Consider the following 11041-nt stretch of genomic DNA (forward strand, 5'->3'; position numbering starts at 1 on the left):
TACAATATCTGTTTATTAGTAGTCGTGATGAAATCGTGTCTGCTATGATATGAGTGAAGAAAAAGGAGTGAGATGACGTGATTCAATTATTCAAAGCACTTCCGGAAGTGACAATGCCTTCTTATGGAAATGATGCTTTTTCCATCCATCAATCGAATCAACCGATTGGACTTTCGATAGAGACGCTTGTTCCGGGTGAGCGAATCGAAGAAGTGTTACTCGTTGCCTCTGGTGAAATCCGTACTGGTCAAACCGGGAGAGAATGGTTACAGTTCACGTTCAATTCGCCCGCTGGATCTTGTAAGGGAAAACAGTGGATCAATCAAGGAACGGCAGAAGAAGCACTTCGTCCATATCTCGAAACACGAATCGTTCGGGTCGAGGCGAAGGTAGAGGAATATCCGCCGCAATCCGGAAACAAGTCATTGACCGTTCAGCGCGTCACTCCGATTCATGATGCCTCACCGACGCAGTTCTTGCCGCAATTACCGGCAGATGAATCCCTTGAAACGTATCGTGATCAGTTGTTTGGACTAATCGATCAACTTGATTCTCCTTACCAAGAAATCGCACTATCGATTCTGCGACAGTACTGGGCGGATTTTTCAACACGACCGGCTGCTCTGTTTCATCACCATGCCTATATCGGTGGGTTGCTGAAACATACTGCTTGTATGATGACGATTGGTCGAGGAATCTGTGATAGTGAACAACCATACTTGACGCTACTCAAATGTATTCAAGAAGCAGAAGCCGATCATAAAAATGAACTCTTCCAAGCAGCTGAACGAGAGATACGTCAATTTTCTTGGGATGACAGTTTTGATGCCCTCTATCAAGCGGCAAAAGGGATTGCTCTGTTAGATCAACGACCGAATCCGAATGAGTTGTTGCTCGGTATTTTATTGCACGACATCGGAAAGCTATGGGAGTATACGCATGCGGGTGCATCGACAGATCGTTTTTCAAGACTGTTGCACGTAACAGAGGAAGAGGAAGAACTGGCAGGTATTGCGCTTGATCCGGACGGTGTATTGATGGGTCATATGCCATATGGTTGTTTTGTTCTTGAACAAACACTTCGAGAAGAAGATATCCGATTACCGCGTGCTGTTTATCACCGTCTCATGCATATGGTATTATCACACCATGGTAAACGCGAGTGGGGATCAAGTGTTACGCCGCAAACGACAGATGCTTGGTATCTTCATGCGATTGATCTACTCGATGCACGAAAAGAAAAATGGCGTCAGCAACAAGGACGCTAAGGAGTGAAATCATGCAAGACAAAATACGTACGACTGTCATCACTGGTTTTTTAGGTGCCGGTAAAACTACGCTACTCAATCATCTCGTTTCTCAACCGACAGAAAAATTTGCCTTGCTCGTCAATGAAGTAGGTTCTGTTCATATTGATGAAGCATTGATTGAACGAAGTGACGAAGAGATGATCGAATTGACGAATGGCTGCATTTGTTGTTCGATTCGCGGCGATTTACGGGATGCGTTGCTACGGATCGCAAAACGCCGTCGAGATGGGGAGTTATCGTTTGATCGATTATTGATTGAGACGACAGGCGTTGCGGATCCAGGACCGATTCTACAGACATTCTACTTTGAGCCGGCTGTTGAACAGTCCTATCAGATTTCAAGTGTTGTCACAGTCATCGATGCGTACCACTTGGAACGTCAACTGACGTTCCAAGAAAATGTGAAACAAATCGGCTTTGCTGACGTCCTGATCTTGAATAAAATGGATTTGATTGACGTGTCAAAGCGCGAAACGTTGTCCGCTTTACTGCGCGAACGAAATCCTTCTGCAGCTATCATTGAAACGGAACAGGCTCAACTTGAATCGGACCGACTGTTTGAAACGTTCCATTTTCCAAAAGAAGAGCAAGTACGACTCAGTCAACAAACGGATCAGATTCATCAGTCGGTTGAGGATTTCACGGCATTGACGATTGTCGAGGAACGACCCTTGAACCGAAATCGATTCGGAATGGTCCTACGTGAGGTGTTAGAAGCGTATGCGGAAGATCTCTATCGCTATAAAGGAATCATTCATTTTGCAGATACGGATCGAAAGGTCATTTTACAAGGTACTGGCATGATTTACGGCACAGCAATCAGAGAACCATTTAGCGAACAACCAAAGACGACGCTCGTCTTCATTGGGAAAGGGCTAGATGAACAAGCGATACGAAAAGGAATCGAGGCGGCAATTGAACATGGTTGAACTTTATTTTGACGGTACGGTCCGTCCTTCAAATGATGAAGCGGCGGTTGGGCTTTTCAGTAAAAATTCCGAGGGAGAAGTCACGGAAAAAATGTATCAAATTCAAGCGATCAATAATCATGAAGCAGAATTTATTGCTTTTGCGAAAGCCGTCGATTGGGCGCACGAACTGATTGCACAAGGCGAGAGCGTCATTTCGTTTCGGACGGATTCAGAAGCGGTTGCACTCGCAGTCGAACGCGAATTCGTCAAGAACAAACGAACACAGACGATCTTTGATCCTGCCTTTGCGCGTTATCAACTCTTACCACTCGCTTTCGTGAAGTGGATTCCACGGTCGGAGAACAAAGCAGATCGTGTCGCACGAGAAGCGTTACGATTATACGAAGCATGATTGACGACAAACACCCCTATCCTCACGGTAGGGGTGTTTGTTCATGTTCGATGCGCTCGATCAGAATTTGGTCGACGCGTCGTCCGTCTAAATCAACGACTTCAAACCGGTACGGTCCAATTTCGACAGTACTTCCACGGGAGGGTACATCACCTAACGTATATAGAATCAAACCAGCAACCGTATGATAGGCGTTCAACTGTTCACCGGGTAAGACTTCTGTATAACCGAGCGTCCGCTTTAAATCATCAATGTGCAATAGACCATCCGCGAGGAAGGAGCCATCCTTTCGCATGACGAGTTCCGGTTCTTCCTCGACGCTTGAAATTTCGCCAACGAATGCTTCGAGGATGTCGAATAAGGTGATCATGCCGAGGAAACCACCGTATTCATCAAGAACAAAGGCGATGGATACCGTCTCTTTGCGCATCCGTTCAAGCAAGACGGTTGCTTTTAATTGACGGGGAACGATCAGTGGTGATTGAATCAGTCGTTCAAGTTCTTGAACAGGTCGTTCCGTTGATAGCACCTCTTTCGCATCGATGAAACCGACAAAGTGATCCAAGTCACCATGACCAACCGGTAAGTTTCGATGTCGTGCTTGCCGGAGCTCTTGTAAGATCGTGTCGGAGTCATCCGCTAAGTCAATCCATTCGGTAACGGTACGCGGCTCCATCAGTTCGTACGCGTACAAATCATGAAAATCAAACACACGAGAGACTTGCTCCGCTTCTGATCGATTGAAGGTGCCCTCTTGCGTACCACGAATCAGTAATTGCCGGACTTCGTCTTCCGTCTCGTCTTCTGTTTGCAGGCGATCCAGACCAATCAAACGGAAGATGGAACTCGTGGACTTACTTAGAACCCAAATGAATGGTCGAAGCACAATCGAGAAAAAACGCATCGGTGGGGCAAGCCACATCGTGACCCGTTCTGGACTGACAAGGGCGATACGCTTAGGAACGAGTTCACCGATGACGAGCGAAATATAGGTGATGATCGTTACGACGAGAATATAACCGATCGTACTGGCATAAGGGGCGAGCCACGCGAATTGAGCAAGCCACTTGATGACCGGTCCTGAGAGAGCAGCACCACCAAAGGCACCATTGACGATTCCGATTAACGTGATGCCGACTTGAACAGTCGATAACAGATCGGTTGGTCGATCGAGTAACTCTAATGCAACATGGGCTGACTTTTTGCCATCATTCGCTGCTTTCTCTAATTTGGACCGTTTTGAGGAAAGCAAAGCGAGTTCAGTCATCGCAAAAATACCGTTTGCTAGAATCAAAAGCAGTACAATCGTTAAGTTAATCAACCACATGAAATCTTCACTCCTTTTTCGATAATAAACTATTCCCCAAAACTGTCTCTCTCATTCCCATTCTGTCTACTTTTGCGTTAAACTAAAAGAGAAATAATCAAAAGGGGGAATTTGTTTATGGAATACCGTGTAGAACGTGACACGATGGGGGAAATTCGTGTACCAGAAGCGCAGGAATGGGGCGCACAAACACAACGTAGTCTAGAAAACTTTAAGATCGGAACGGAAAAAATGCCGATTGAAGTCATTCGTGCCTTTGCAGTCCTGAAAAAAGGAGCGGCGCTTGCGAACCGCGACTTAGGCGTGCTTGAGGCAGAAAAAGCAGGTGTCATCGCTGAAGTATGTGACGAGATCATCGCGGGGAAATTCGATGATGAGTTTCCGCTTGTCGTTTGGCAAACGGGTTCAGGTACACAGTCAAATATGAACGTCAACGAAGTGATCGCTCGGGTCGCGACACGCAAGTTGAAAGAACAAGGCAGTGAGACGACGATTCATCCGAATGATGACGTCAACAAATCACAAAGTTCAAATGATACATATCCGACAGCGATGCATTTAGCGGCGAAGACAGTCTTGCTGGAATCACTATTCCCAGCAATCGATGCGTTGCATGCGACACTTGACGAAAAAGCGAACGCGTTTGCGGATATCGTCAAGATTGGACGGACACACTTGCAAGATGCTACACCGATCACACTCGGTCAAGAAATCAGCGGTTGGGTCCGGATGCTTGCACTTTCGAAGCAGATGATCGAACGGACGCTTGATCCGTTAACAGAATTAGCAATCGGAGGTACGGCTGTTGGAACGGGCATCAACGCACATCCTGAGTTCGGTGATTTGGCTGCGCAAAAGATGAGCGAGGAGACGGGATATGAATTCACGAGCGCAGAAAACAAATTCCACGCCCTAACGAGCCACGATCAACTCGTCTTTACACATGGAGCGGTCAAAGCGTTAGCGATGGACGCGATGAAGATCGCAAACGACGTTCGCTGGCTCGCATCAGGTCCACGAGCAGGGATCGGCGAAATCACGATTCCAGAAAATGAGCCGGGAAGCTCAATCATGCCGGGGAAAGTCAATCCGACTCAAAGTGAAGCGTTGACGATGGTCGCAGCGCAAGTCCTTGGAAACGATGCGACGATTGGTTTTGCTGCAAGTCAAGGAAACTTCGAACTAAACGTCTTCAAGCCGGTCATCATGTATAACTTCATACAATCGGTTCGTTTACTGACAGATGCCTTGCATTCGTTCAATGACCACTGCGCAATCGGAATCGAACCAGAACAGTCCGTCATCGCTGAGAACGTCGAACGTTCGTTGATGCTTGTCACTGCACTCAACCCGCATATCGGATATGAGAATGCGGCGAAAATTGCAAAGGCAGCGCATCAGTCAGGTTCGACATTAAAAGAAGCAGCACTTGCGACTGGTTTATTAACAGAAGAACAATATGATCAATGGATCGTACCAGCAGATATGGTCCGTCCGAACTTAAAAGCGTGAATTGAAAAAGCGGGGGATTTCCCTCGCTTTCTCTTTATCCGAGGATTGTTCTTCGGATGTATAGAAAGAGAGGGGATTGGATGGAACGAAGTCGAAAACGAATAGAAAAACAACTGCAACAGACGATCATCATGGTCGAGACGTTACTTCGGATGCCGGCCGTGCCACGAACAGAACTACTCGCATTGGCAAGCTGGCTTGAAGGACTCGGGAGAGAGGAACTGTTCAGAGGACTTGCCGATCAAGTGAGTCGGGAAAAAGCGATGTGGGAACAAATGAATGCGGTCATCACGCAGCCAATCGTTAAAGAATTACTGCAGCCAATCGTCGATCAGTTGTCGGACCGTTCACGCGCCAACCGGATTCGAAAAGAATTGGTCGTCACTGTGACAAGACGTTTTCTTGAGAATATCAAATGGAAAAAATCGCTCGAACAGGAGCGCTATATGTCACGATTCTTCAGTTCGGTGGAAGACACGTTGTCGATATCACATGATATTGCTATGGATGCCGTCATTATCGACCATTCATCTATCGTGGAATCATTGGAGTTGTTCCAAAAACTGATCAAACAAATGGAGTCAGCATTCGTTCCCGTCATCATCGTAGGTCCAAACCGGTCTGATATTCGTCAAGTCAGCTATGAGATGGGAGCCGATGACTACTGGGATGAGACAGTGACGAATGAAGAACGACATGTTCGTCTAGCGAGACTATTACGAAAATTAAGGGTCGTATCTTCGACGATCTTGGTCGATGAACTGACGGGAGCTTATAACCGGAAATACCTCCAAAATGCCTTTGATCGTCGCGTAGCACGTCTCGAACGTGAACAGCGGACATTTGGGTTAGCGATTTTTGATATCGATCATTTTAAGAGGATCAATGATTTACATGGACATCCAACGGGGGATTTGGTCCTCTCCGAACTAGCTACCATCGTTCAACAAGCCGCTCGTCTCGATGATGAATTCATTCGTTTCGGTGGTGAGGAATTCATCTTATTGTTTTCAGCAGAAACAGTACCGCAAGCCGTTGCGAGTATGAATAAAATTCGCGAGCGTGTCGAGCGCCATATTTTTGCGAACGGATTAAAAGTAACGGTTTCGATTGGTCTCTCCTTTGCTTTTGATCTCCTCACATCCCTGGCGCAAGCAACAGCAGAGGCAGATGAAGCTCTGTATCAAGCGAAACGTAATGGTCGTAATCAAGTGGTGTCCTATTCGACAGCGATATCGATCGAAAAAATACCAGTCTATATCCGTGTCGAGGAAGGATTCCTTAAACAGGTACATACGCTTGATATGCCGGGTCATCCGAAATACCATATTGAGGTGATTCCGCTAGATGATCAACGGACGTCGCCAATACAATTGGCGATTCTTTCACTCGATCAGTTAGCAAGCGAGAACTTTGTACGATTAGAGGAGTGGAGACAACAACGGGAATCGATCATTGATGCTTTGGTCGTGACGGATCAAGAAGACGATCGTTTAGCCAATGCGCTATCATGCGGTGCGACAGACTATATCATGACCTCACAGATCGATTCTGATATGGAGGAATGGATTGCTGAATGGATCATGCAAATTCCTTAAAAAAACAGCCACATTCGTCCATCATACGGAGCAATGTGGCTGTTTTTTAGTTACTGATCATATCGACGAATGATGAACGGATAATCGTTTCCCTCGACCGCATCATAATGTGTTTCGGAAGTAATCTGAAATGAAGATGGGATTTCGGGATAATGTACATCTCCAGAAAGAACCGTATCAATTTCAGTGACATACAGGCGGCGAGCAAGAGGAAGCGTTTGAGCAAACAACTCTCCACCACCAATCAAAAAGACTTCTTCTTCTGAATCGACGTATGGTTGCAAAGCAGATAGATCATGCCATACCGTTACACCTTCGGCTGCAAACGTCTGATCGCGCGTAATGACGATGTTCTCTCGACCGGGCAACGGTCGTCCGATGGATTCGAACGTCTTTCGTCCCATGATGATCGGTTTGCCAATCGTCGTACGCTTGAAGTGAGCTAAATCAGCTGGAAGGTGCCAAGGCATCGCATTGTCACGACCGATGACATGATTTTTTGTAAACGCTACGATATGTGTGATCATACGGCTACCACACCTTTAATGTGCGGATCAGGATCATAGCCTTCAATGATGATGTCTTCGAAGCGGAAGTCTTCAATACGATCGACTGTTCGAGCGAAGCGCAGCGTCGGTAATTTTTTCGGGGTACGCGTCAACTGAAGATTAACTTGTTCAATATGATTTGAATAGATATGAGCGTCACCGAGCGTATGAACGAAGTCACCAACCTCAAGTCCACACACATGAGCAATCATATGTGTCAGTAACGCATAAGATGCAATATTAAATGGTACGCCTAGGAAAACATCAGCTGAACGTTGATACAATTGGCATGATAGTTTTCCGTCAGCGACATAAAATTGGAACAAGAGATGACAAGGTGGTAAAGCCATCTCATCGACTTGTCCAGGATTCCAAGCACTGACGATCAAACGACGAGAATCCGGATTCGTCTTAATCTGTTCAATGACTTGTGCTAGCTGATCGACCGTCGTGCCATCTGGACGTGGAAAAGAGCGCCATTGTGCCCCGTAAACAGGACCTAGATCTCCGTTCTCATCGGCCCATTCGTTCCAAATCCGCACACCATTTTCCTGTAGATAACGAATATTCGTATCACCCGAGATGAACCAAATCAACTCATGGATGATCGACTTCATATGTAACTTTTTCGTCGTAATGAGAGGAAAACCATCTTGAAGGGAGAAGCGCATTTGGTGACCAAACACGCTGAGTGTTCCCGTTCCCGTCCGGTCTTCCTTTTTTGTTCCGTGTTCCAAAATGTGTTCGCAAAGTGCATGATATTGTTCCATCGGATGACATCTCCTTTTCGAAAAATCCAAATTTCATTGTACCATAAATTAAGATTTTGAGGATGTCGGTAAATGTCTTGCGAATAGATAACGGAATAAGCCAAAGAGCGGAATCACGTCTTGCCACTCTAGTGATTGTGCATTCCGAACACGAATGCGCCGGAGCAGATAGACTTGCAGAATGTAGAATAATAACAAATCGACGGTCATCGTTCGAACGAATTGATTGGTCTCAAAGTAGATGCGGAATATACTCCAATCAGACCGAGCAAGAGCAATCCAAAGCAATAATGTCGTCACGACGCTAAGTAAGGCGACGACGGTAGGAATCCACCCGCGACGACGAAAAGGAAGAAACGTTTTCCTTGGAATAGCGAGGGCGACATAAGGCATCAACACGAAGGCACCTAAGAAGAACGATCCAATACTTGCGACGAGCGGTCCGGGGCGCATGAATCGTTTCTCATCTAGAAATAGTAAAAAGAAAGCGAACGGATAAATGCCGAGTAAGGCAAATAAACTTAACGCGGATGTATCAAATTGACTTTGGTCGAAACGTAAAAACGACATCAAGAAACCTTCTGGAAAGACACGATTATTTCCAAATAATAAGATGAAGACAATAGCAATCGCCCAGACAAGGAAGAGCAAATATCGACGATACATTTGTCCACACTCCTTTCTCATACCTTTCTTTCCCATCATCTTGGATGTAGTAAACACTTGTATTTCATATTTCATGATATCAAATATGTTAAGGTTCTTGCTTGAGCACCTCTCATGGACATGTTAAGATGACGTTGTGATAATTGAAAGCGCTTTTACAAATTGATGCAATCGTTTGCTCAATATGTAGCACGTTACGTACATAAAAGAGGAGAGTGTTGAGGATGGAACGTAAATGGTGGCATGATAGTGTCGTTTATCAAATTTACCCACGTAGTTATAATGATTCGAATGGGGATGGAATCGGTGACTTGAACGGAATCATCGAAAAGTTGGATTATTTGAAGACACTTGGTATCGACGTCATTTGGCTAAGTCCTGTCTATGATTCACCGAATGACGATAATGGCTATGATATCCGTGATTATGAAGCCATCATGAAGGAATTCGGGACGATGGATGATTTTGATCGTCTTCTAGATGAGGCACATGCACGAGATATCAAAATCGTCATGGACCTCGTCATCAATCATTCGTCAGATGAACATCAGTGGTTCGCGGAGTCGCGTCAAAGCAAGGACAATCCATATCGGGATTATTATATGTGGCGCCCGGCAAATTCAGACGGTTCGCTACCAAACAACTGGGGATCGATTTTCTCTGGACCTGCCTGGGAATATGATGAAACAACGAATGAGTATTACTTACACTTATTCTCGAAGAAGCAGCCTGACTTGAACTGGGAAAATGAGCAGATGCGTCATGATGTGTACGGGATGATTCGTCGGTGGTTGGATCGAGGGATTGATGGTTTCCGAATGGATGTCATCAACTTGATTTCGAAGACACCTGGCTTACCAGATGCGACGGTCCATCCAGGAGCACTGTATGGAGATGGTGGAGAACATTATATCAACGGACCGCGTGTCCATGAGTTTTTACACGAGATGAACGAAGCCTCCTTCGGTAAATACGATGTCCTGACAGTCGGTGAGATGCCAGGAGCGACGACGGATGATGCCATTCTTTACACGGATCCGGCACGTAAAGAGGTCAACATGGTCTTTACGTTCGAACATATGGATCTCGATTCAGGTCCGAATGGGAAATGGGACGTCATTCCGTTTGATTTACTTAAACTCAAGCAAAACTTCACCAAATGGCAGACGGCCTTACATGAGACGGGCTGGAACTCGCTCTATTGGAACAACCACGATCAACCCCGTGTCGTTAGTCGATTCGGAAATGACACGACGTACCGCGTCGAGTCAGCTAAAATGCTTGCTACATTATTGCATTTGTTAAAAGGGACGCCATATATCTATCAAGGCGAGGAAATCGGTATGACGAACGTCGCTTTTGAAGACATTGCAGACTATGAAGATATCGAAATTCGGAACATGTGGAAAGAACGTACGGAACAAGGAGCATCACCGGCTGAACTACTACGTTCCATCCATGTCAAAGGACGTGACAATGCGCGGACACCGATGCAGTGGGATGCGTCGGAGAACGCTGGTTTCTCAACGGGAACACCATGGTTGAAGGTCAATCCGAACTATCCGGAAATCAACGTCGAACAGGCGCTTGCAGATGAGCAATCCATCTTTTATTACTATCAACAGTTGATTCGTCTACGACATGACCATGAGCTCGTCGTCTATGGTCGCTATCAACTCTTACTCGAAGATCATCCAGAAGTTTACGCCTACTCACGAACGCTTGAAGGGGAGACATGGTATGTCTACTGTTCGTTTGCGGATCATGATGTGAATATTCCGTCTACGCATGATACGTCAGATCGGGTCATCGGAAACTATGAAGAGTCCGTCATTACCGACGAACTCACACTTCGACCTTATGAGGCAGTCGTCTTCCGTACGTTTGAAGGTTGATTCATCTAGCCATAAAACAGAGGGCTGACTCAAAAAAAGAATGACGCGTCTTTTCACGCCCCTTTCTCAGGCGAGACACTAAGCCCGCTTTC

At 45.9% G+C, this 11041-nt stretch carries 10 protein-coding genes; 6 read left to right on the plus strand and 4 right to left on the minus strand.

Annotated features, from left to right (window positions below; all coding sequences use genetic code 11):
- The first annotated feature begins 77 nt into the window (after nucleotides 1-77).
- Genes F8N00_RS11610 through F8N00_RS11620 form a run of 3 tightly spaced genes read left to right on the plus strand, consistent with a single transcriptional unit; the run spans nucleotide 78 to nucleotide 2633 of the window.
- The gene (locus F8N00_RS11610) at nucleotides 78-1268 is read left to right on the plus strand and encodes an HD domain-containing protein (RefSeq protein ID WP_255998012.1); all 1191 of its coding nucleotides are present in this window, start codon (nucleotides 78-80) and stop codon (nucleotides 1266-1268) included.
- A gap of 11 nt (nucleotides 1269-1279) precedes the next feature.
- Complete coding sequence (locus tag F8N00_RS11615) at nucleotides 1280-2239, plus strand: CobW family GTP-binding protein (RefSeq protein ID WP_055968474.1); 960 nt, start codon at nucleotides 1280-1282, stop codon at nucleotides 2237-2239.
- Nucleotides 2232-2633 (plus strand): reverse transcriptase-like protein, encoded by a 402-nt coding sequence (locus F8N00_RS11620; RefSeq protein WP_023468589.1) that lies wholly within the window; start codon nucleotides 2232-2234, stop codon nucleotides 2631-2633. The genes F8N00_RS11615 and F8N00_RS11620 overlap by 8 nt, the downstream gene beginning before the upstream one ends.
- 22 nt (nucleotides 2634-2655) lie before the next feature.
- Here F8N00_RS11620 and F8N00_RS11625 read toward each other — a convergent pair whose 3' ends face one another.
- The gene (locus F8N00_RS11625; RefSeq protein ID WP_421018254.1) at nucleotides 2656-3960 is read right to left on the minus strand and encodes a hemolysin family protein; all 1305 of its coding nucleotides are present in this window, start codon (nucleotides 3958-3960) and stop codon (nucleotides 2656-2658) included.
- 117 nt (nucleotides 3961-4077) lie between these two features.
- On the opposite strand from F8N00_RS11625, the gene fumC reads away from it, so the two are divergent.
- The gene (gene fumC / locus F8N00_RS11630; RefSeq protein WP_050677406.1) at nucleotides 4078-5472 is read left to right on the plus strand and encodes a class II fumarate hydratase; all 1395 of its coding nucleotides are present in this window, start codon (nucleotides 4078-4080) and stop codon (nucleotides 5470-5472) included.
- A gap of 80 nt (nucleotides 5473-5552) precedes the next feature.
- Nucleotides 5553-7070 carry a GGDEF domain-containing protein gene (locus F8N00_RS11635; protein WP_055968470.1) on the plus strand — a complete coding sequence of 506 codons (1518 nt, stop codon included), beginning with the start codon at nucleotides 5553-5555 and terminating at the stop codon, nucleotides 7068-7070.
- Nucleotides 7071-7120: 50 nt separating this feature from the next.
- Here the strand turns inward: F8N00_RS11635 and F8N00_RS11640 are convergent, their stop codons facing one another.
- From F8N00_RS11640 to F8N00_RS11650, 3 genes are read right to left on the minus strand one after another with little or no spacing between them, the layout of a single operon-like run.
- The gene (locus F8N00_RS11640) at nucleotides 7121-7597 is read right to left on the minus strand and encodes a dihydrofolate reductase (RefSeq protein ID WP_035396944.1); all 477 of its coding nucleotides are present in this window, start codon (nucleotides 7595-7597) and stop codon (nucleotides 7121-7123) included.
- A complete protein-coding gene (locus F8N00_RS11645; RefSeq protein WP_055968468.1) occupies nucleotides 7594-8388 on the minus strand; it encodes a thymidylate synthase in 795 nt (264 codons plus the stop codon). The genes F8N00_RS11640 and F8N00_RS11645 overlap by 4 nt, the downstream gene beginning before the upstream one ends.
- Before the next feature lie 48 nt (nucleotides 8389-8436).
- On the minus strand, nucleotides 8437-9054 hold the full coding sequence (locus F8N00_RS11650) for a hypothetical protein (RefSeq protein ID WP_023468584.1): 618 nt from the start codon (nucleotides 9052-9054) through the stop codon (nucleotides 8437-8439).
- A 224-nt stretch (nucleotides 9055-9278) separates the two neighbouring features.
- Here F8N00_RS11650 and F8N00_RS11655 point away from each other — a divergent pair, with 224 nt between their 5' ends.
- Nucleotides 9279-10949 carry a glycoside hydrolase family 13 protein gene (locus tag F8N00_RS11655; protein ID WP_255998021.1) on the plus strand — a complete coding sequence of 557 codons (1671 nt, stop codon included), beginning with the start codon at nucleotides 9279-9281 and terminating at the stop codon, nucleotides 10947-10949.
- Nucleotides 10950-11041: the final 92 nt, after the last annotated feature.

The sequence above is a fragment of the Exiguobacterium sp. A1_3_1 genome (genome assembly GCF_048985645.1).
Classification (GTDB): domain Bacteria; phylum Bacillota; class Bacilli; order Exiguobacteriales; family Exiguobacteriaceae; genus Exiguobacterium_A; species Exiguobacterium_A indicum.

Bases quoted from the DNA above. Each gene is read 5' to 3' on its own strand.
- F8N00_RS11625 (WP_421018254.1), bottom strand. From the start codon at position 3,960: ATGTGGTTGATTAACTTAACGATTGTACTGCTTTTGATTCTAGCAAAC.
- F8N00_RS11620 (WP_023468589.1), top strand. From the start codon at position 2,232: ATGGTTGAACTTTATTTTGACGGTACGGTCCGTCCTTCAAATGATGAA.
- F8N00_RS11615 (WP_055968474.1), top strand. From the start codon at position 1,280: ATGCAAGACAAAATACGTACGACTGTCATCACTGGTTTTTTAGGTGCC.
- F8N00_RS11655 (WP_255998021.1), top strand. From the start codon at position 9,279: ATGGAACGTAAATGGTGGCATGATAGTGTCGTTTATCAAATTTACCCA.
- fumC (WP_050677406.1), top strand. From the start codon at position 4,078: ATGGAATACCGTGTAGAACGTGACACGATGGGGGAAATTCGTGTACCA.
- F8N00_RS11640 (WP_035396944.1), bottom strand. From the start codon at position 7,597: ATGATCACACATATCGTAGCGTTTACAAAAAATCATGTCATCGGTCGT.
- F8N00_RS11635 (WP_055968470.1), top strand. From the start codon at position 5,553: ATGGAACGAAGTCGAAAACGAATAGAAAAACAACTGCAACAGACGATC.
- F8N00_RS11645 (WP_055968468.1), bottom strand. From the start codon at position 8,388: ATGGAACAATATCATGCACTTTGCGAACACATTTTGGAACACGGAACA.
- F8N00_RS11650 (WP_023468584.1), bottom strand. From the start codon at position 9,054: ATGTATCGTCGATATTTGCTCTTCCTTGTCTGGGCGATTGCTATTGTC.